Origin of the sequence: Kribbella sp. NPDC050241 (assembly GCF_044459685.1) — a bacterium.
GTDB lineage: Bacteria > Actinomycetota > Actinomycetes > Propionibacteriales > Kribbellaceae > Kribbella.
The window spans coordinates 1,417,222-1,435,898 of record NZ_JBITJE010000001.1; the positions used below are offsets into that span (position 1 = coordinate 1,417,222).

Consider the following 18,677-nt stretch of genomic DNA (forward strand, 5'->3'; position numbering starts at 1 on the left):
GAGTAACACACAAGGGTCTGGTAAGAAGTTCACCGCCAGTTGCCGATCCTGGTAGGCCGAGGTCTCCGGTTAGTCGTTCCACGACGACAAGCCGGGGCCGAGCGGCAGTGGATAACAGCCGTCCACCAACTCGACCCGGCCGTCCGCGGGCAGCAGCCCACTCTCCACGTAGATCGTGTTCGGCAACGCGGCCAGGACGTGGATGTGAGCACCCCCGCCGTGTGAGGCGTACGGGACACCGAAGCCGGCTGCCATCAGTCCGATCTCCAGACAGTCGGTGAGCCCACCGGCACGCCTCAGGTCGGGCTGCACCACGCCGACTCCCCCGCGGGCGATCAGATCCCGGAACGCCGCCTGCCCGTACCGGTTCTCGCCGGTTGCGATCGGGATGTCCAGCTTCTCGGCCAGCCGGACATGGGCATCGGTGTCGCCGGCCGGCAGTGGTTCCTCGAACCACCGGCAGTCCAATTCCTCGTACACCCGGCCCCGCCGCAGCGCCTCGGAGTACCCGAACGCCTGGTTGGCATCCACCATCAGCGGCGCGTCCGGCCCGATCACCGCCCGGACCGCCTTGATCCGCTGCACGTCCTCACTCAGCGGGCCGCCGCCGACCTTCATCTTCACGCCACGGAAGCCCTGCTCCATCGCCTTGGCCGACACGGTCTCCAGGCCCGTGACGTCCAACTCGAGCCAGCCCACCATCGCGTACGTCGGGATCGCGGTCCGCTGCGCACCGAGCAGCTTCCAGACCGGCACGTCCAGCGACTTGCCGAGCAGGTCCCACAGCGCCAGATCGATCGCCGAGATCCCGTACGACGAGAGTCCGGCCGTGCCCTGGTAGTCGGTGAGCGTCTGCAGTTTCTGCCGGATCCCGCGAATCAGCGTCGGGTCCTCGCCGACGATCGCGGGCGCCAGTTGCTCGGTGACGATCGAGGCCAGCACCGCCGGCGAGCTCGCCACTCGCCCGAAGTAGGTGTTGCTGACCCCGGTGATGCCTTCGTCGGTGTCGATCCGCACCCGGGTACGCCCGTTGCGGTCGAGCAACTGGATCGCGTCGCGAACGGGATGCGCCTTGGCCTCCGACAGCACCTCGACGCTGATCTCCGTGATCTTCATGTCACCCCTTGCCTGCGAGTACGTCTTCGACCTTCTGCTTGACGCTACCCAGGGCCGCGGCGGCGGTCTGCTTGCCGCTCCAGACGTCGTCGAGCACCGGCCGGTAGATGGTCCGGGCGCGTTCGATGTAGCGGCTGAAGTTCTCGTTCACCGCGTTGTCCAGCGCCTGCGTGACCAGGGCCAGGTTCGCCGGTCCCTTGTCGTCCGGCACGAACAGCGCCGACGAGCTCTTCGCGACCGGCATGAAGCCGCGCGACTCGGCGAGCAGCTTGGCCGCGTCCGCGGCGGCGCAGTACTTGAGGAAGTCCCAGGCCGTGTCGGGGTCCTTCGAGTCCTTCGGGATCGCCAGCACGGTCATCGTGTTGACCGTCTTGCGGGCGGCCTTCATCGGCGGCGGGAAGATGTCCCACTTCACCTTCGCGTTGCTGCGCAGGTACGGGATGCCGCTGGTCAGCGACAGCAGCATCGCGACCTTGCCCGTCCCCAGTTGCGAGAGCGCCCAGTTCGGGGTCTGACGGCCGGCCGTGACGGTGGCGAAGTCCGGGTGAACCTTGTGCACCAAGGCGAGGTCGGCGACCCACTGGACCGCCTCGGCACCCTGCGGCTCCGCCAGCGTGAAGCGCGTGGCGTCCTTCGAGTAGATGCCGTCGCCACCGTTGTTGACCGGCCACACGGTTTCCAGCGAGGTGTCGGGGAAGACCAGCGCGCCGTACCGCTCGCCGTTCGGCTTGGTCAGCTTCTTCGCGGCGTCGAGGAAGTCGTCCCAGGTCCAGCCGCTGGCGGCCCAGTCCTTCGGCGGCAGCTCGACGCCGGCCTCGGCGAACGCGTCGGTGTTGCAGTAGATGACGCCCGGGTTCGTCATGATCGGCCAGGCCGCGTGCGCGCCGTCTTCCTGCTTGGGGAAGTTGAAGGCGACCGGGAAGTAGTCCTCGGCCTTGATCCCGTCCTTGTCCAGGTACGGCTTCAGGTCGAGCAGGGAGCCCTCCGCGTAGTACCCCTTGACGTAGTCGTCGTTGATCCGGATCGCCGTCGGTGCCGCGCCGGACGACAGTACGGTGCGCAGCTTGGTGTCGTAGTCGTCGCCCGGTACCGACTGGATGTCGAGTGTCTTGCCGGCCTGCTTGGCCCAGTTCTCGGCGACCGTGTAGAGCGGGGTGCCGCTGTTGGTGTCCCAGGTCAGCCAGGATGCGTTGCCACCACCACCGCCTCCCGCGCCGCCGTTGCCGCTGCAGGCTGCCAGCGGCGCACCGACCGCGATCGCCCCGGTCGTGAGGCCGAGGGCTTTGAGCACCGACCTTCGAGAAAACTGTCCTGCGGTCATGGTCGTTCCTGTTCTGTCAGGGGTGACGCCACGCGGCACGCGTGACGGGTGTTGCAGTGCTCGGATGGGGCGGGGGTTGGCTCTCTCAGTTGGTGCGCAGCTTCGCGATCGCGTCCTCGTTCAGCTCGACACCCAGCCCGGGCAGTTCCCAGGGCGTGATCTCCCCGTTCACCGGGACCAGCGGGTTCTGCCAGATCGGCACGTCGTCCAGGATCGGGTTGTGCTCGATGTTGTACTCCTGCGGGTACACGCAGGCCGGCGTACTCACCCAGAGGTGGGCGTGTGCCGACGTACCGACCGTCTGCTGGGTGTTGTGCACGGTGATCGGCTTGGTGTAGGTGTCGGCGAGTACGGCGATCTTCTTGAACTCCGTGATCCCGCCGCACTTGATGACATCGGGCTGCAGGATGTCGACCCGGCCCTCCGTGATCAGATCGCGGAACTGCCAGATGGTGTACTCCTGCTCCCCCACCGCGATCGGGATGTCGACCGCGTCGGCCAGCCGTCCGTACGCCGTGTAGTCGTGCGCGGCGAGTGGTTCCTCGAAGTGCCAGACCCCGAGGTCCTCCAGCGCGTGGGCCATCTTGATCGCGGTGTGCTCGTAGTACGCGTTGTTGACGTCGACCAGGATCGGGAAGTCGTCGCCGACGAGTTCGCGGACCGCGGTCACGGTCGCGATGGTCTGGTCGAAGCCGTCGTCGTGCATCCACGGTGTCGACGAGTGGATCTTGTAGCCGTAGAAGCCCTTCTCCTGGAAGGACTTCGCCCGCTCGGCCTCCTCCTGTGGCGTCATGCCGCGGGCCATCGAGCTCGCGTACACCTTCATGCTCTGGCGGTACTTCCCGCCGAGCAGCTTGTAGACGGGCAGTCCGGCGGCCTTGCCGAGCAGGTCCCACAGTGCGATGTCGATGCCGGCGATGGCGTTCAGCTGAGCGCCGCCGGGTCCGAGCTTGTACGGCTTCGTGTACAGCCGGCGCCACAGCCGCTCGATGTCGGTGGCCTCCTCGCCGACCAGCAACGGAGCGAGCGCGTGTTCCACCACGCTGTGCGAGACGTGGGCGTTCATCGGGCTGACCTCGCCCACGCCCACCAGGCCCTCGTCGGTGTGCACCTTCACGAGGTGGAGTTTGTCGAGCAGGATGATCGATTCGATCCGGGTGATCCGCATGGCTATCCTTTCAGGCCGGACATCGTGATGCCCTGGACGAAGTACTTCTGGGCCAGCAGGAAGAGCAGCAACGGCGGCAGGATCGTCAGCGTCGCCGCCGCCATCATCAGATTGGTCTGGGTGAAGTACTCACCCTTGAACAGCGCGAGCGCGATCGGCATCGTCTGCAGCCGCGTCGAGTTGAGGAAGATCAAGGGCCCGAACAGGTCGTTCCACGAGCCCATGAAGGTCAGCGCGCCGACCGCGGCCAGCGCCGGCTTCACCTGCGGCAGCATGATCCGCCAGAAGGTGCCGAAGGTCGACGCGCCGTCGAGCTTGGCCGCCTCCTCCAGCTCCATCGGTACGCCGCGGAACGCCTGCCGGAGCAGGAACGTACCGAAGACCGGCGTCAGCACGTTCGGGATCCAGAGCGGGTAGTGGGTGTCGATCCAGCCCATCTCGCGGAACAGCATGTACTGCGGGACCAGGTACACCATGCTCGGGATCATTGCCGTCGACAACAACAACGCGAAGGCCAGGTTCTTGAACGCGAAGTTGAGCCGGGCGAAGCCGTAGCCGGCCAGCGAGGCGAACAGCAGCAGGAACCCGACGTTCAGCGCCGCGAGCTTGCAGCTGTTCACGAAGAACGGCAGCAGTCCGTCGCCGGCCTGGGAGTAGTTGCCCCACTGGAACGTCGACGGGATGAACGTCGGGGGCGACTGCAGTACCTCGTTCTCCGGCTTGAGCGACGCGCTCACCATCCACAGCATCGGCATCGCGAACACGACGGCGAAGAAGATCAGGACGAAGAGGACGACGATCCGGCGCGGAAGGTGCCGTGGTGGTTTGTTGACCGGAATCCGCAGCGCTTCAGTTGTCATAGTGCACCCACCGCTTCTCCATCTTCCACTGGATCGCGGTGACGACGCCGACGATGACGAACAGCACCCAGCCCATCGCCGAGGCATAGCCCAATCGGCCGTGCCCGAAGGCTGTCTCGTAGATGTGGAAGATGAACACCGAGGTGGCGTTGTTCGGCCCGCCGGACGTCATCACGTAGATGATCCCGAACACCTGGAACGACGTGATGAACTGCGTGATCGTCAGAAAGAACAGGCTCGGTGTCAGCAGTGGTACGACGACGGCCCAGAACCGCCGCCAGGCCGACGCGCCGTCGACTGTGGCCGCTTCGATCAGCGAACTGTCGATACTCTGCAGCCCGGCCAGCAGGATCACCATCGGGTAGCCGACCCCCTGCCAGATCGCGACGATGATCACCGCGATCAGGGCCGTCTTGGTGTCGGACAGCCAGGCCGGCCCGTCGATCCCGATCGTCCTCAGCGTCGAGTTGAACAACCCGTTGTCCGGGTTGTAGAGCCAGAACCAGACGAAGCCGATCGCGACCACGTTGGTCACCGCGGGCGAGTAGTACAGGGTCCGGAAGACGCCGATGCCCTTGACCTTCTGGTTGCACAGCACCGCCAGCCCGAGGCCGATACCGATGGTCAGGACGACCACGACCAGGGTGAAGATCACCGTGTTCCGCAGCGACGGGTAGAAGGTGTCGTCGACGGTGAACAGCTCGCGGTAGTTGCCCAGGCCGAGGAACTTCGGCGAGTTGAGTCCGGTCCAGTTCGTCAGCGACACCACGAGGGACGCCGCGACCGGCGCCAGCTGGAAGAACAGCACACCGAAGATCACCGGGCCGACGAACAGCCAGCCGGCCAGGTTCTGCCGTTTCGGTTTGGCCTTCACCCGCTTGCGGGCCGGGGGTCCGCCGTCGACGTCGGGCGGTGTCAGAGTCGGAAGGACGGCGTTGGCCATCGGTCACACCTCGATCCCGATGTACTTCTCCTCGAGGAATTCGAGGATGCCTTCGGAGCTGCCTTCGCGGCCGAGCCCGGACTGCTTCGTCCCGCCGAACGGCGCCGCCGGATCACTCAGTACGCCGCGGTTGACCGCGACCATGCCGGCGTCGATCCGCTGCGCGACCGCGAGCGCCTGGGCGGGATCGCCGTACACGTAGGCGATCAGGCCGTAGATGGTGTCGTTCGCCATCGCGATCGCCTCGTCGACGTCGTTGAAGGAGACGATCGCGGTGACCGGGCCGAAGATCTCGATCTGGTTGATCGCGCTCCCGTGCCGTACGTCGGTGAGCACCGTCGGCGGGTAGAAGGCGCCCACCTCCGGAGTCTCACCGCCCAGAGCGAGGGTCGCCCCGTCGGCGACCGCCTGGTCGACCAGCCGGGCCACCTTGTCGCGTTCCTCCGGCGACACCAGGGCGCCGAGGTCGTTCGACCGGTCGGCGCCCGGGCCCATCGTGATGCCCTTCATCGCCACCGTGATCCGGGCGCTGAACTCCTCGACCAGCGAGTCGTGCACGTAGAACCGGTTGGCCGCCGTACAGGCCGATCCGCCGTTGCGCATCTTCGCGACCATCGCGCCCTCGACCGCGGCGTCCACGTCGGCACCAGGCAGGACGACGAACGGCGCGTTCCCGCCGAGTTCCATCGACGAGCTGACCACCTGGTCCGCAGCCTCCCGCAGCAGCAGGCGACCGACTTCGGTCGAGCCGGTGAACGACAGCTTGCGTACGGCGGGATGGTGCAGCATCGCACTCACCGCGGGGCCGGCAGGCACAGGCGTCACAAGGTTCACGACACCCGCCGGGACACCGGCTCGACGGAGTACCTCGACGACGTACGCCGCGGTCAGCGGGGTCTGGCTCGCCGGCTTCAGCACCACCGAGCAGCCGGCTGCGAGAGCGGGAGCGATCTTGCGGGTCGCCATGGCCGCCGGGAAGTTCCACGGGGTGATCAGCACCGACACCCCGATCGGATCGCGCCGGACGACGATCGTCTTGTCACCCGACGGCGAGAGCCGGAAGTCGCCGCCGATCCGGACCGCCTCCTCGGCGAACCAGCGGAAGAACTCGGCCGCGTAGCTCGCTTCGCCGAGGGCGTCGGCGTACGCCTTGCCGTTCTCGGCGACGATGAGGCCGGCGAACAGCTCACGTTCGGCGGTGAGGATGTCGAAACAGGTCCGAAGGATCTCGGAGCGCTGCCTGGGCGGGGTCGCCGCCCAGCCGGCCAGCGCATCGGCCGCCGCGTCCACCGCCGCAAGGCAGTCCGCCTCGGTGGCGGCCGCGAACTGCGCCAGCTCGGACCCGTCGGCCGGATCGTGCACGGCGAACCGCCGGCCGTCGGCGGCCGGGCGCCACTGACCATCGATGAAGAGATCGTGCGGAGAGATCATCTGGTGTGCTCCCAAGGCCTGGTCAGAACGGGTTACTGCGATCGCCGGCGTACGCGGCGCGAGTGATCTCGTACAGCGCCTCGGTATCCAGCGGCCGGGGGTTGTTGTCGACGAGCCGGACCGACTTCAGCCCCATCGACGCGACGTACGAAAGCTGGTCCTCGGTCAGTCCGAGTTCCTTCAGCGTGGGTGGGATGCCGATCCCGTCCAGCAGGCGTTCGACCGCCTCGATGCCGGCCAGCGCCTGGGCTTCCCCGCCGTCACTCGCCGGTACGCCGAAGATCGTCGCGATCTCAGCGAACTCCGCGACCCGGGCGGGAGCGTTGTAGCGCATCACGTACGGGAGGAGTACTCCGACTCCGACACCGTGCGCGGTGTGGGTCAGCGCACCGAGCGGGTACTGCAGCGCGTGCGCCGCAGCGGTTCCGGCGACTCCGAGTGCATAGCCGCCCGCGTTCGCCGCAAGCATCACGTCGGAGCGTGCCTCCCGATCGTCCGGATGCTCGAAGGCCTCCGGGAGGGCCCGGGCCAGCAGCCCGAGACCCCAGCGTGCGTAGGAGTCGCTGATCACGTTCTTGCCGATGAACACGCGACCTTCGCCGACCGCGGTGGGCGGCCGCTGGATCGCGGTGAACGACTCCACCAGATGCGACACCGCGTCGGCACCGGCGCTCGCGGTCAGTGCGGGCGGGCAGGTGTAGGTCAGCTCCGGGTCGCAGATCGCGACCGAGGGAACGAGGTACGCCGACGAGATGCCTGCCTTGAGTTCACGGCGGCTGTCGCTGAGAACGCAGACCGGCGTCACCTCGGACCCGGTCCCGCCCGTCGTCGGTACGGCGATGATCGGCAGGACCGGTCCAGGTACGGCGTTCTCCCCGTAGTACCGGTCGATCGGGCCGCCGTGGCTGAGCAGCAACGCCAGCGCCTTGCCCAGGTCGAGGCAGCTGCCCCCACCGATCCCGATCACGACCTCGATTCCGGCGTACCTCATCGCGTTGTAGCAGGCGTCGATGTCCGAGGCCGGCAGCTCGGGCGCGGTGTCGGACCACACGCTCACGTCGATGCCGTGGTCCTTGAGGTCGTTGATCAGCTCGGTGAACTCGGTCGAGGCAGCCAGCCGCTCGTCCGTGCAGACCAGCGCCTTGCGCCCGTACTCCGCGGCGTGGCGGCCGAGCAGCGAGCGCAGACCGGCGCCGAACACCACCGTGCGCGGTGATCGTTGTACGCCGAACGAGGCAGTGGTGATCGTCATCGTGGCGGGTCCTTGTCCGGTCGTGGGCGGGGTCATTCGGCCAGAACTGCTTCGGGCTGGGCTGCATCCCGGGCCGCGTCCTGCGCTGTGTCCAGGGCGGTCAGCTCGCGCCACAACTCGTCGGCGATCTCGATGCCGTGAGCCACCGATTCCTGGTAGCGCGCCCGAGATCCGTCACCGGGAACCGCAACCGGTGAAGCGGGGTCGGCAGGTCGGCTGCCGCGGACCTGGTCGAGGTACTCCGAGGCGGAGTACCCACCGCCGCTCATCAGGATGAACAGGTCGCCCTTGTTACTCGGGCGGGTGTCGTCCAGCGTCCCGCCGACCGCCGTTCCGTAGGCGGCACCGGTCAGGAAGGTGACCATCGCACCCAGGCCCAGCCCGAGTCCGTAGCCCTTCGCTCCCCCGAACGGCGCGATCGATCCGCACTTGGCCGCCACGGGGTCGACCGTCGGGTTGCCGGCGGCATCCAGCGCCCAGCCCGGCTCGAGCGGTACGCCGCGGAGCGCGTGGTCATGGACCTTGCCCATCGAGACCTGCGACGTTGCCATGTCCAGCACCAGCGGATGCGGCCGCGCGGGAACACCGAGAGCCAACGGGTTCGTCCCGAGGATCGCCTCGGTACCGCCCCACGGATGGACCAGCGCCTCGCTCGTGGTCATCCCCAGACAGACCACGCCGCGCTCGGCCATCCGGCCTGCGTAGAAGCCGAGCATGCCGAGGTGGTTGTTGTTCGTGATCGAGCAGACCGCGACGCCGTGACGTCCGGCCGCCGGAACGACCGCCTCCAGAGCGCGGAGCGCGACCACCGGTCCCAGGCCCTGCTCGCCGTCGACGGACAGGTAACAGGGACTGAGCCATTCGTGCTTGCCCGTGTTCGTCGGGCTCGCGGTGCCGTTCGCCAGCCGGCGAAGCAGACGTGGCAGGCGGAGCAGGCCGTGGGACGGCACTCCCTTCGCCTCGGCGACCAGGAGAAGTTCGGCTTGCTGGGTCGCCGCCGGGGCGGGAACACCCGCAGTGACGAGTAGACGTTCGGCCAGGGACTGAGCTGTTGCGAGGTCTGTGTGCACGTCGACCATCCCAGGGGTGGATCGGTGGAGCGTGGCGATTCTTGGCAGGCTAGATCAGATCAGATATGATTTGCAATGGTCTGTGGATACGGATTCACGATCTGGCCCACCACCCCGCCGGCCGGACAGGGAAGACAGATGAGCGAACGCGGTGCCGAGCGTCCCGAACGGACCCGGATGAGCGATGTCGTCTACGAGCAGCTGCAGACATGGCTGCTGGACGGAGCGATCCAGCCCGGCGAGCGGATCCGGGTCGACGTGGTCAGCCGCCAGCTCGGCGTGTCCCAGACCCCGGTCCGGGAGTCACTGAACCGGCTGGAGGCCGAAGATCTGGTCACCAAGACACATCTGATCGGATATTCCGCCAGCCCCAAACTGACTCCGGAGCGGTTCGAGGATCTTTTCGAAGCGAGGTTCCTGATCGAGCCGTACTGCGCCGGCCTCGCGGCCGGCCGGCACCAGCGGGTCGAGGTCGAGCAGATCGCCGGGATCGCCGCCGACCTGCGCGTCCGCTACCAGGCCGGCACGATGTCGTACGGCGCCTTCGCCCGCGAGGACGCCGAGTTCCACCAGGCGATCATCGCTGCCACCGGGAACAGCTACTTCGGAGAGATCTTCGCCAAGCTGCACAGCCATCTGCAGCTGTTCCGGCTGCTGCGCGACTCCCGGGTGACCGAGGACGCGCTGGAGGAGCACGACCTGATCGTCACCGCGATCCGGCAGCGCGACACCGAGGCCGCGGACGCCGCGATGCACGCCCACCTGAATGCGTCCCGCAGCCGGCTGCGGTCCGCCTTCGAGTCGACCCCGGCAAGCGTCGAGGAGGCCGCTACGACGTCCTGATCAGCGCTCCGGGCCGGACACCGACAGCGGGTCGAATCCGTACGGGAGCTCCAGGCGATGCGCACTCATCAACTCGGCGTCGCCGAGCAGGTCACGAGTCTTGCCATCGGCAACGATCCGGCCGTCGTCCATGAGCAGGCTGCGCTCGCACAGCTGCAAGGCGTACGGCAGGTCGTGCGTGATCATCAGCAGGGTGACGTCGAGCCCGGCCAGGATGTCGGCCAGCTCCCGCCGCGCCGCCGGGTCGAGGTTGCTCGACGGCTCGTCCAGCACCAGGACCTCGGGCCGCATCGCCAGGACCGTCGCCACCGCGACCCGCCGCCGCTGACCGAATGACAGGTGGTGCGGTGCGACATCGGCGTGATCCTGCATGCCCACCTGGACAAGGGCCTCGTGCACGCGCTCGTCGAGCTCGGCGCCACGCAGCCCGAGGTTCGCCGGTCCGAACGCCACGTCGTCGCGCACGGTCTGCATGAACAGCTGGTCGTCCGGGTCCTGGAAAACCAGGCCGACCTTCCTCCGCACCTCGGCGAGATGCTCCCGATGCAAGCCGGTCCCGCCGATCTGGATCCGGCCGCTCCCGGTCCCACCGGCAACCGAGCCGAGGATCCCGTTCAGGTGTAGCACCAGCGTGGTCTTGCCGGCACCGTTCGGACCGAGCAGCGCGACCCGCTCCCCGCGCTCGACGATGAAGTCGACGCCGAACAGCGCCTGCCGCCCGTCCGGATAGGCAAACACGAGCCGCTCGACGTGAATCGCTGGACCGCTCACAGGCCCACCACCCTTGCCATGACTGCGATGAGGACCGCGAGCAGGGAGATCGTGAGACCTTCCAGCCATTGCGATCGGACTGCTCCGGTCTGACTCAGCAGAGGCATCCGGCCGGTGTAGCCGCGGGACCGCATCGCGAGGTGCACGCGCTCGCCGCGCTCGAAGCTACGGACGAACAGGCCACCCACTCCCCCGGCGACCGCCTTCAGATGGCCCACTCGACCACCGGCGTACCCGCGCGACTCCCGGGCGATCCGCATCCGGTGCAGGTCGTCCGACACCACGCTGAGGTAGCGGATCATGAACGACAGGATCGCCACCAGCGTCGCGGGGAGCCGCAACCGTTCGAGGCCGGCCAGCAGGTCGCGGGGCGCAGTCGTCGCGGACAGCAGGATCGCCGCCACCACTCCGAGCGTCCCCTTGGCGAGCACGTTCCATGCGCCGAGTACGCCGGACTGCGACAACTCCACTCCGAGTACGTCGATCCGCGGGCCGGTCGCCACGAACGGCAACAGCAGCGCGAACACGATGAACGGCGTCTCCACCGCCAGCCGCCGCGACAGCACGTGCACCGGCAGTTTGGCCACGACCACAGCAGCCACGAGCATCGCGGCGTACAGACCGAAGGCCCAGAAGACCGCCGCCGGCGTGGACACGACGGCGAGGACGAAGACGAACAACGCGACGAGCTTCACCTGCGCCGGCACTCGGTGGACTCTGCTGTCCACCGCCACGAGCAGGCCGTCGCCGCTCACGATGCCTTGTTCGCCCGGAGTGAGGCCAGCTTGGCGATGGCCAGGCCGAGCACGATCGTGACCAGTACGCCGATGATGCCGGCCAGAGCACCGGAGACCTCGGAGTTGCCGATGCCGCTGACCCCGTAGTCGGCCAGCGGGCTGCCGGCGACGGCGGACGACTTGGCGGCCGTCTCGAAGCCCAGCTTCGCCCCGACGAACTCCAGCCCGTCCGGATGCGCGCTCGCGAACAGGCTCAGCCCACCCGCCACCACCAGCGTCACCGCGATCCCGACACCGAGCGGGCGCCCGGCCGGCTTGGCCGCGATCGGCCGGTCCGGCGAGACGGTCGAAGTGTTGCCGTCGGCATCGACCAGGACGAGGTCCTGCTGCAGGTGGCGCGCGGCGTACACCAGATCGGGCCGCGTCGCGACCACGGCGCTCAGCACGGCCGCGGTGATCACGGCCTCACCGATGCCGACCAGGATGTGCCAGCCGACCATCGCGGTGGCGAGTTTGCCGAGCGGGATGTCGACCGCGCCACCGATCGCGTACAACCCGGTGAAGGCCAGCGCCGCGACCGGGACGGACACCAGCGCGCCGAGCGTGGCCGCGGGTACGACGCTGCCGACCCGGCGCGGCAGCGCCTTCAGCACGGCACGCGTCAGGAAGTAGCCGACGAGCACCGTGATCAGACCCATCAATGTGATGTTCGTACCGAGCGCAGTCAGCCCGCCATCCGCGAACAGCAACCCTTGAACCAGCAGCACCGTCGACATCACCAGTACGGCGGACCACGGGCCGACCAACGCCGCAGCCAGCGCACCACCGAGCAGGTGCCCGCTGGTCCCCGCGCCGACCGGGAAGTTCACCATCTGCACCGCGAACACGAACGCCGCGGTCAGCCCGGCCAGCGCCGGCCCGGTCTCGCGGATCTCGCGGTTGGCCCGCTGCAGGCTGAAGCCGACCGCGCCCGCCGCGATCAGACCGGTCGCGACGGACGTCGGGGCGTCGAAGAAGCCGTCAGGAACATGCACCTGAACAATGGTGAGCTAGTTGCGACCGGATCGCAACAAGCAATTTCACAAAGCCTTCAGTGCTTCGCCGATCGCCCGGTGGAATGTCGGGTATGCGTAAATCATCTGTCGCAGAGAGTGCACAGGAACCGCCGCATGCACCGCGACCGCCAGCGCGCTGAGGACCTCGCCACCCGTCGGACCCGCACTGGTCGCGCCGACCAGGACACCACGCTCGTTGTCGGCGACCACCTTGATGAAGCCCTCGTTGCCGGCCTTGTGGATCCAGCCGCGGGTCGACGCCGGAATCGGGGTCGACCCGGTCCGGACGTCCAGCCCCGCCTCCCGGGCCTGCTTCTCGGTCATCCCGACCGCGCCGATCTCCGGATCGGTGAACGTCACCCGCGGCATCGCGTGGTAACTCGCCGTCGGTGCGTCCGGCTCCTCGAGGATGTCGCGGACAGCGATGTCAGCCTGGTACATCGCATTGTGGGTGAACACGCCGACGCCGGTGACGTCGCCGATCGCCCACACCTTGTCGCCGGCCCGGACGTGGCCGTCCACCTCGATCCGGCGGGCCTTCGGGTCGAGCCCGAGCTGGTCCAGGCCGAGCTCGTCGGTCGCGATCCGGCGTCCCGTTGCCACCAGCAACTTCTCGCCGCTGACCGCGGACCCGTCGTCCAGCGTGACGGTGAACGTGTTCCCGGCGTACCCGACCTGCTTGGCGTGCAGGCCGGTGTGGAACGTGACGCCGTCGCGCTCGAGCGCCTCGCGGGCCAGTACGCCGGACTCCGGCTCCTCCATCGACAGCACCTCGGCGGCACCCTCGATCACGCTCACCCGCGATCCGAACCGGGCGAACACCTGGGCCAGTTCCATCCCGATCGCGCCACCACCGAGCACCACGATCGAGGCCGGCAGCGTGTCCGCCTCGATCGCCTCCCGGTTCGTCCAGTACGGCGTACCCGCCAGACCGTCGATCGGCGGGACGGCCGGGATCGTACCGGTCGCGATCACGATGCCGCGGGTCGCCTCGAACTCGCGATCGCCGGCCCGGACCGTGTTCCGGCCGGTGAACGTGGCGCGCTCCTTCAGCACCGTCGCGCCCTTGTTGACGAGCCGGTCCACCGCAACCTTGTCGTTCCAGTCGTCGGTCGCCTCCACGCGGATCCGCTTGGCCACCGGCGCCCAGTCCGGCTGGACGGACGCCGTACCGGCCATGCCGTCGACCCGTCGGGTCTCGGCGATCAGGTTCGCGGCCCGGATCATCATCTTGCTCGGGATGCAGCCGTAGTACGGGCACTCGCCACCGACCAGCCGGGACTCGATCCCGACCACGCGCAGCCCTGCCTGTGCCAATCGCCCGGCGGCCTCCTCGCCGCCCACACCCAGTCCGACAACGACCACGTCCACCTGTTCAGCCATGCGGACAATCTCGCAGAAGGGGCCGGAACCGGCCAAGCTCTGAGCCTGCGCGTCATCGCGCGGTAAGCAATCGTTCACCGCGGGCCACTACGCTGCGGAACTCGTAGAAGTGGGGATACGTTGTTCGATTTCTCTGGTTTCGGCAGCATCAACATCGAGACCGTCATTGCCGCCGTCACGCTGTTCGGCACCTCGATCGTCTGGCTGCTCGACCGCTACCTGTTGCGCCGCAAACGGCTCGTCTACCGGGTCCAGGTGGATGCGCAGATCGGGGTGCATCCGAAGCAGAACCGCGCCAGGGAAATGGTCGACGTCGAGGTGGTCCACCAAGGGACGGTGGTCCAGGATCCCAGCATCGTGCTGCTGCGGCTGGACAACGCCGGCGGGACCGACATCGACGCGCGCGACATGCAGGACAAGGTCTCGTTCGTGTTCCCGGACCGCAAGATCGTGCGGATGAAGGTGGTCGAGTCGCAGCCGGACTCGCTCGGCAAGATGCTGGAGAGCCGGATGAACCCGGCCGACTACGTCGACACCGAGAAGCTCGTGGTGCCCCGGATCGCGATCAACCGCGGCGACCACTTCAAGTTCCTGCTCGTGCTGTCCGGGAAGGGCCGCGACGTCGCCCACTCCGGCTATCTGGCCGGTGGGTCGACCGGCGGCGGGGTGTACCACGAACCACGGCCGCGCGGGCCGGGCCGCCGTACGTTGATGTTCGGCGCGACCACGCTGGTGCTGGTCGGCGCGCTGGTCGCGTTCTTCCTGGTCGACGTACTGCAGCCGCCGGACAACTGCGAGTCGGGGCAGCTCCGGGTGATCGGGTCGACCGCTGTGGAACCGACCATGACCGAGCTGCGCAGTGCGTACGTGACCGACTGCACGCAGGCCGACATCACGATCGCGGCGAACGGCAGCCGCAGCGGTGTGCGCAGCCTCAGCGACCTGGGGGCGCAGGACGGGACCGCGGCGAGCAAGGTGATCGCCATGTCGGACGGACCGGCCGAGGACGCGCCCACGCTGCGCGGGGAACCGATGGCGGTGGTGGTGTTCGCCGTGGTGATCAACCGGTCGGCCGCGGTGACGTCGCTGACCACCGCGCAACTGCGGGCGATCTACAACGGCCAGATCACCAACTGGAAGGACGTCGGCGGCAAGGATCTGCCGATCCGGATGGTCAGCCGGGTCGGCCCGGACTCGGGGTCGCGACGGGTGTTCCGGGAGAAGGTGCTCGGCGGCGACCAGGAGCTCGGGATCACGTCCGACGACTGCCGCACGGACGACGACGCTGCGGCGGCGAAGTACCACCGCTGCGAGGTCGGTACGACGGAAGAGCTGCTGACCCGGGTCAACGAGATCGGCGGCGCGATGGGCTACGCCGAGCTCGGCGGCGCCCGGAAGTTCCCCGACGTCACGATCGCGACCGTCGACGACGTCGTACCGGACTCCTCGAAGGTCGCGGCCGGGGCGTACAAGTTCTGGGAGGTCGAGCACGCCTACACCTACAAGGTGCCGGAGACCGGATCGCTGACCTCGACCTTCCTGGAGTACGTACGCTCGCCGCAGGCACGCCCGATCCTCGAACGCAGCGGTCTCGTCCCGTGCAGTGATCTCCCGACCGGGTTCTGTGGTTAGTCTGCGGGGATGATCGTCATCGCACACCTGAGCGACCCGCATCTCGACGGTTCGGACGGGCCACGATCCAGGCTCCGCCGGATCACGTCGTACCTGAAGGCCTTCGCCCAGCCGGTCGACGTCATCCTCGTCACCGGTGATCTGGCCGACCACGGCCTGGATTCCGAGTACGCCGAAGTCGCGGCCGAGCTGTCGACGGACATACCGGTGCTGATGCTCCCGGGCAACCACGACGTGAGCGCGCCGCTCCGCGCCGGACTGGCGTCGTACGTCGACTCACCCGGCGACGGGCATCCGGTGCATCAGGTCCGGGAGGTGGCCGGCGCGCGGTTCGTCCTGGTCGACAGCACGGTGCCTGGTGAAGACCACGGGCTGCTGTCCAACGACTCGCTCTCCTGGCTGGACGGCGTACTGCGGGAGTCGTTCGACGGACCGGTGTTCGTCGCGATGCATCACCCTCCGCTCGAGCTGCATCATCCGGTCATGGACCAGTGGATGCTCCACGACCGCGAAGGCCTCGAGACGGTCCTGACCGGCAAGACCATCACCGCGATCCTCACCGGCCACGTGCACAACCCGATCGTCACGACGTTCGCCGGCCACCCCGTCCTCGGAGCTCCTGGCATTCGCTCTACCGTTCCGCTCCCGTTCGAACCCCCGACCTCGGGCAGCGGTGTCGTCGACCCCACCGCCTACCCAGGTCTCGCCCTCCATGTCCACACGCCTGGCGAACCGCTGCAGACCGTCTACAGGTTTCCGCTGTGACCGGCGACCTCGTCCTCCGGCCGATCGGACGGGTCGAGTCGTCACTCGCAACCCGCGCGGAGGCTCCACGTCAGGGCGACGAAGGCGCACCGGACGCGTGGGTCGTGTTCGACGAGTCTGTCCGCGCCGCTCTTCAGGACCTCGCTCCGGGCGACGAGGTGATCCTGATCAGCTGGTTCGATCGCTCCGAACGCGACGTTCTCACCGTTCATCCACGCGGTGACCTGTCCCGTCCGGCGACCGGCGTCTTCAGCACCCGCTCCCCCGACCGCCCGAACCCGCTCGGCCTGCACCGCGTGACGATCCTGGCGACCGACGGCCTGCGCCTGCACGTCGATCACCTCGAAGCCATCGACGGCACCCCCATCGTCGACGTCAAACCCGTACTCGGCGACATCACCGACCGCTGAGATGCCTCAGCCAGGGACGCGCTGCCCGGTCGGTGCGCGGCTCGGGTACGGGCCGGTGAGGTAGGTGTTGATCTCGGCGACCGTGCCGTCGGAGTCACGGATGACATGGCGGAGGCCGTTCCAGCGGGCGACCTCGACGCCGATCGCGATCAGCCGCAGCCGGCTCGCCCCGGAGGCGAACGGCTCGGGGCTGTCACACCGCCGGGTGTACCACGTGCCGCCCTGGTGGTAGGTCTCCACATCCGCGTGCAGCTCGTTGGTGCTGTCTGGCTCGTCGAGGTCAAACGATGTCATCCGGCCTGCCTTCAGCTAGGAATCCCGGCACTGAAGTCCATCACCTGGCACCGCTGCGGCACTGCGGCCGAAAGTCCTCGATCCTCAGGACTTCGGTCCCGAACGACGAAGCCCCCCGGACCGCCTGGTCCGGAGGGCTCGCCGCAAGCCGGGATCAGAAGTTGATCATGTGGCCTTCGAGGCCGTGGAACACTTCCTGCAGGGCCTCGCTCAGGGTCGGGTGAGCGTGCACGTTGCGGGCCAGCTCCTTGGTGGTCAGGTCCCACTTCTGCGCCAGGGTCAGCTCGGGCAGCAGTTCGGTGACCTCCGGGCCGATCAGGTGGCCGCCGAGGAGTTCGCCGTACTTGGCGTCGCTGATCACCTTGACGAAACCGGTCGGGTCGCCGAGGCCGTGGGCCTTGCCGTTCGCGGTGAACGGGAACTTCGCGACCTTGACGTCGTGGCCCAGCTTGCGGGCCTCCTCCTCGGTGTAACCGAAGCTCGCGATCTGCGGCTGGCAGAAGGTCGCCCGCGGGATCATCGCGTAGTCGAGCTCCATCGTCTCGTGCCCGGCGATGGTCTCGGCCGCGACCACACCCATCGCCTCGGCCGCGTGCGCGAGCATCAACTTCGCGGTCACGTCGCCGATGGCGAAGATGTTCGGCACATTGGTCCGGCAGAAGCCGTCGATGTTGATCGCGCCGCGCTCGGTCAGCGCGACTCCGATCTTGTCCAGGCCGTAGCCGTCGACGCGCGGCTGGAAGCCGATCGCCTGCAGCACCTTGTCGGCCTCCAGCGTCTGCTGGTTGCCGTCCTTGCCGGTGACGGTGATCTTGACCTTCTCGCCGGACTCGTCGATCGAGTCGACCCGGGTCGAGGTGAGTACGTCGACGCCGAGCTTCTTGTACGCCCGGGCCAGCTCCTTGGACACGTCGGGGTCCTCGAGCGGCACCATCCGGTCCAGGAACTCGACGATCGTCACCTTCACGCCGTAGTTCGCCAGCACGTAGGCGAATTCGACACCGATCGCGCCCGCGCCGGCGATGACGATCGAGCCCGGCAGCTCCTCGGTGAGGATCTGCTCCTCGTAGGTCACCACGCGCTCGCTCAACTGCGTGCCCGGCAGCAGCTTGGTGGTCGCACCGGTGGCCAGGATGCAGTTGTCGAAGGTGACCGTCTCCGACGAGCCGTCGTTCAGCGTCACGTCGAGGGTGTTGGCGTCGGTGAACGAGCCCCAGCCGTCGAACTCGGTGATGTTGTTCTTCTTCATCAGGAAGTGGACGCCCTTGACCCGGCCGTCCGCCACCTTGCGGCTGCGCTGCACCGCGGTCGGGAAGTCGAAGCTCACCTCGCCGCTGATGCCGAAGGTCTTCGCCTCCGCCCGGAAGATGTGCGCCAGCTCGGCGTTGCGCAGCAGCGCCTTGGACGGGATACAGCCCACGTTCAGGCAGACACCGCCCCAGTACTTCTTCTCGATGATGGCGGTTTTGAGCCCGAGCTGGGCGGCGCGGATCGCCGCGACATACCCACCCGGACCTGCGCCGAGGACAACAACGTCAAAGTGCGAGGCCATGAAGTGAACTTTAATCGGTCACTCCAATCGATCCGACACCACCTACGGGCTCTGTGGCACGCCTCATGGTCACG

Annotated in this window: 18 protein-coding genes; 4 read left to right on the forward strand and 14 right to left on the reverse strand. The window is 67.9% G+C overall.

Translation table 11 applies throughout. The features are described 5' to 3' along the window. Positions 1-69 precede the first annotated feature (69 nt). The 8 genes from ACIBG5_RS06740 to ACIBG5_RS06775 all read right to left on the reverse strand — a co-directional run bounded on the left by ACIBG5_RS06740 (position 70) and on the right by ACIBG5_RS06775 (position 9,161). Positions 70-1,116, reverse strand: coding sequence for a mandelate racemase/muconate lactonizing enzyme family protein (locus ACIBG5_RS06740; RefSeq protein ID WP_396390517.1), 1,047 nt, complete (start codon positions 1,114-1,116; stop codon positions 70-72). A 1-nt stretch (position 1,117) separates the two neighbouring features. Then, positions 1,118-2,437 (reverse strand): ABC transporter substrate-binding protein, encoded by a 1,320-nt coding sequence (locus ACIBG5_RS06745; protein WP_396390518.1) that lies wholly within the window; start codon positions 2,435-2,437, stop codon positions 1,118-1,120. A gap of 85 nt (positions 2,438-2,522) precedes the next feature. Beyond that, positions 2,523-3,605 carry a mandelate racemase/muconate lactonizing enzyme family protein gene (locus ACIBG5_RS06750; protein ID WP_396390519.1) on the reverse strand — a complete coding sequence of 361 codons (1,083 nt, stop codon included), beginning with the start codon at positions 3,603-3,605 and terminating at the stop codon, positions 2,523-2,525. A 2-nt stretch (positions 3,606-3,607) separates the two neighbouring features. Further along, the gene (locus ACIBG5_RS06755; RefSeq protein ID WP_396390520.1) at positions 3,608-4,465 is read right to left on the reverse strand and encodes a carbohydrate ABC transporter permease; all 858 of its coding nucleotides are present in this window, start codon (positions 4,463-4,465) and stop codon (positions 3,608-3,610) included. Further along, positions 4,455-5,408 (reverse strand): carbohydrate ABC transporter permease, encoded by a 954-nt coding sequence (locus tag ACIBG5_RS06760; RefSeq protein WP_396390521.1) that lies wholly within the window; start codon positions 5,406-5,408, stop codon positions 4,455-4,457. The genes ACIBG5_RS06755 and ACIBG5_RS06760 overlap by 11 nt, the downstream gene beginning before the upstream one ends. Positions 5,409-5,411: 3 nt before the next feature. After that, complete coding sequence (locus ACIBG5_RS06765; protein WP_396390522.1) at positions 5,412-6,839, reverse strand: NAD-dependent succinate-semialdehyde dehydrogenase; 1,428 nt, start codon at positions 6,837-6,839, stop codon at positions 5,412-5,414. A 22-nt stretch (positions 6,840-6,861) separates the two neighbouring features. Next, entirely contained in the window at positions 6,862-8,091 is a 1,230-nt protein-coding gene (locus ACIBG5_RS06770) for an iron-containing alcohol dehydrogenase (protein ID WP_396390523.1), read from the reverse strand. A gap of 32 nt (positions 8,092-8,123) precedes the next feature. Further along, positions 8,124-9,161 (reverse strand): Ldh family oxidoreductase, encoded by a 1,038-nt coding sequence (locus ACIBG5_RS06775; protein WP_396390524.1) that lies wholly within the window; start codon positions 9,159-9,161, stop codon positions 8,124-8,126. A 138-nt stretch (positions 9,162-9,299) separates the two neighbouring features. Here ACIBG5_RS06775 and ACIBG5_RS06780 point away from each other — a divergent pair, with 138 nt between their 5' ends. Continuing rightward, on the forward strand, positions 9,300-10,004 hold the full coding sequence (locus ACIBG5_RS06780) for a GntR family transcriptional regulator (protein WP_396390525.1): 705 nt from the start codon (positions 9,300-9,302) through the stop codon (positions 10,002-10,004). Here ACIBG5_RS06780 and ACIBG5_RS06785 read toward each other — a convergent pair whose 3' ends face one another. From ACIBG5_RS06785 to ACIBG5_RS06800, 4 genes are read right to left on the reverse strand one after another with little or no spacing between them, the layout of a single operon-like run. Further along, complete coding sequence (locus ACIBG5_RS06785; protein WP_396390526.1) at positions 10,005-10,775, reverse strand: energy-coupling factor ABC transporter ATP-binding protein; 771 nt, start codon at positions 10,773-10,775, stop codon at positions 10,005-10,007. It lies immediately after the preceding gene. Continuing rightward, the gene (gene cbiQ / locus ACIBG5_RS06790; protein WP_396390527.1) at positions 10,772-11,530 is read right to left on the reverse strand and encodes a cobalt ECF transporter T component CbiQ; all 759 of its coding nucleotides are present in this window, start codon (positions 11,528-11,530) and stop codon (positions 10,772-10,774) included. The genes ACIBG5_RS06785 and cbiQ overlap by 4 nt, the downstream gene beginning before the upstream one ends. Further along, on the reverse strand, positions 11,527-12,546 hold the full coding sequence (locus ACIBG5_RS06795; RefSeq protein ID WP_396390528.1) for an energy-coupling factor ABC transporter permease: 1,020 nt from the start codon (positions 12,544-12,546) through the stop codon (positions 11,527-11,529). The genes cbiQ and ACIBG5_RS06795 overlap by 4 nt, the downstream gene beginning before the upstream one ends. Positions 12,547-12,591: 45 nt before the next feature. Next, on the reverse strand, positions 12,592-13,950 hold the full coding sequence (locus ACIBG5_RS06800; protein WP_396390529.1) for a dihydrolipoyl dehydrogenase family protein: 1,359 nt from the start codon (positions 13,948-13,950) through the stop codon (positions 12,592-12,594). A 120-nt stretch (positions 13,951-14,070) separates the two neighbouring features. Between ACIBG5_RS06800 and ACIBG5_RS06805 the strand changes: the two genes are divergently transcribed. From ACIBG5_RS06805 to tsaA, 3 genes are read left to right on the forward strand one after another with little or no spacing between them, the layout of a single operon-like run. Then, a complete protein-coding gene (locus ACIBG5_RS06805; RefSeq protein WP_396390530.1) occupies positions 14,071-15,582 on the forward strand; it encodes a PstS family phosphate ABC transporter substrate-binding protein in 1,512 nt (503 codons plus the stop codon). Between the two features lie 9 nt (positions 15,583-15,591). Continuing rightward, complete coding sequence (locus tag ACIBG5_RS06810; protein WP_396390531.1) at positions 15,592-16,347, forward strand: metallophosphoesterase; 756 nt, start codon at positions 15,592-15,594, stop codon at positions 16,345-16,347. Continuing rightward, positions 16,344-16,757: a tRNA (N6-threonylcarbamoyladenosine(37)-N6)-methyltransferase TrmO gene (tsaA, locus tag ACIBG5_RS06815; RefSeq protein ID WP_393389866.1), complete on the forward strand. Its 414-nt coding sequence runs from the start codon at positions 16,344-16,346 to the stop codon at positions 16,755-16,757. The genes ACIBG5_RS06810 and tsaA overlap by 4 nt, the downstream gene beginning before the upstream one ends. 6 nt (positions 16,758-16,763) lie before the next feature. On the opposite strand, the gene ACIBG5_RS06820 is transcribed toward tsaA, so the two are convergent. Then, complete coding sequence (locus tag ACIBG5_RS06820) at positions 16,764-17,051, reverse strand: hypothetical protein (protein ID WP_396390532.1); 288 nt, start codon at positions 17,049-17,051, stop codon at positions 16,764-16,766. 154 nt (positions 17,052-17,205) lie between these two features. Further along, the gene (gene lpdA / locus ACIBG5_RS06825) at positions 17,206-18,603 is read right to left on the reverse strand and encodes a dihydrolipoyl dehydrogenase (RefSeq protein WP_396390533.1); all 1,398 of its coding nucleotides are present in this window, start codon (positions 18,601-18,603) and stop codon (positions 17,206-17,208) included. Between the last annotated feature and the right edge of the window lie 74 nt (positions 18,604-18,677).

What these genes read in the sequence shown, in the direction of transcription:
- ACIBG5_RS06765 (WP_396390522.1), bottom strand. Translation starts at nt 6,839, where the DNA reads ATGATCTCTCCGCACGATCTCTTCATCGATGGTCAGTGGCGCCCGGCC.
- ACIBG5_RS06745 (WP_396390518.1), bottom strand. Translation starts at nt 2,437, where the DNA reads ATGACCGCAGGACAGTTTTCTCGAAGGTCGGTGCTCAAAGCCCTCGGC.
- ACIBG5_RS06820 (WP_396390532.1), bottom strand. Translation starts at nt 17,051, where the DNA reads ATGACATCGTTTGACCTCGACGAGCCAGACAGCACCAACGAGCTGCAC.
- ACIBG5_RS06770 (WP_396390523.1), bottom strand. Translation starts at nt 8,091, where the DNA reads ATGACGATCACCACTGCCTCGTTCGGCGTACAACGATCACCGCGCACG.
- ACIBG5_RS06760 (WP_396390521.1), bottom strand. Translation starts at nt 5,408, where the DNA reads ATGGCCAACGCCGTCCTTCCGACTCTGACACCGCCCGACGTCGACGGC.
- ACIBG5_RS06755 (WP_396390520.1), bottom strand. Translation starts at nt 4,465, where the DNA reads ATGACAACTGAAGCGCTGCGGATTCCGGTCAACAAACCACCACGGCAC.
- ACIBG5_RS06750 (WP_396390519.1), bottom strand. Translation starts at nt 3,605, where the DNA reads ATGCGGATCACCCGGATCGAATCGATCATCCTGCTCGACAAACTCCAC.
- lpdA (WP_396390533.1), bottom strand. Translation starts at nt 18,603, where the DNA reads ATGGCCTCGCACTTTGACGTTGTTGTCCTCGGCGCAGGTCCGGGTGGG.
- ACIBG5_RS06810 (WP_396390531.1), top strand. Translation starts at nt 15,592, where the DNA reads ATGATCGTCATCGCACACCTGAGCGACCCGCATCTCGACGGTTCGGAC.
- ACIBG5_RS06780 (WP_396390525.1), top strand. Translation starts at nt 9,300, where the DNA reads ATGAGCGAACGCGGTGCCGAGCGTCCCGAACGGACCCGGATGAGCGAT.
- ACIBG5_RS06740 (WP_396390517.1), bottom strand. Translation starts at nt 1,116, where the DNA reads ATGAAGATCACGGAGATCAGCGTCGAGGTGCTGTCGGAGGCCAAGGCG.
- ACIBG5_RS06800 (WP_396390529.1), bottom strand. Translation starts at nt 13,950, where the DNA reads ATGGCTGAACAGGTGGACGTGGTCGTTGTCGGACTGGGTGTGGGCGGC.